Genomic DNA, 613 nt, shown 5'->3' with positions numbered 1-613 from the left:
AACGACCTTGTTCACGGTTTTGACCTCCACCCCAACGGTCGAGAGCTCGAAGAACGTGATGAACGCCAGCGGCGCCCGCGCCTTCTCCTCGATCTCGACCCGGTCGTACCGGTCCTCAGGTACGTCGGGCCGCGGCGGTCGGGGCAGTTTACCAACGGTAACGGTACCACCCGCAACCAGTGTGCTCGCCCGCGTTTCGCCCTTGATGCTGATGCTCCCACGGGCGATGAGCACGCTTGTGCCCACAGACCCGCCGATCCGCATGTCACCGTCGCAGACGATGACCGAGTCGTGCATGGCGTAGGTCTCGTTACCGGGGCAGTCGAAATCCCCGGTCGCGATAATAAACGAGCGAATGCAGCCGCGTCCCACGCTGACGGAGCCGCGCGAGATGAGCAGGTGGCCGTCCAGGCCCCACCGGCAGGTCAGCCCGTCGGCTTGGGTGGCGCCCGACTGCGGGGTCGTCTCGGTCTCATACCGCCCGGCCATGATCCAGAAGCGGTGCGACTGCTTCTTCAACTCAGTGAGTTCATATCCCGCACGGCACCCGTTCGGATAGCGCCCGCGTGAAGTGTCGGCCCGAGCGAGCACGGCCTTGCCGAGGGCCAGCGCT

General features: G+C 65.6%; 1 protein-coding gene. It reads right to left on the bottom strand.

Features of this window, described 5'->3' with window-relative positions; all coding sequences use genetic code 11:
* On the bottom strand, positions 1-613 hold a 613-nt coding region (locus R5W23_RS11320), incomplete at both ends, for a hypothetical protein (protein ID WP_320686412.1).

Source organism: Gemmata algarum, assembly GCF_034097035.1.
Lineage (GTDB): Bacteria > Planctomycetota > Planctomycetia > Gemmatales > Gemmataceae > Gemmata > Gemmata algarum.
The sequence above is the reverse complement of the archived record's forward strand: the minus strand, read 5'-3'. Positions and strand labels throughout refer to the sequence as shown.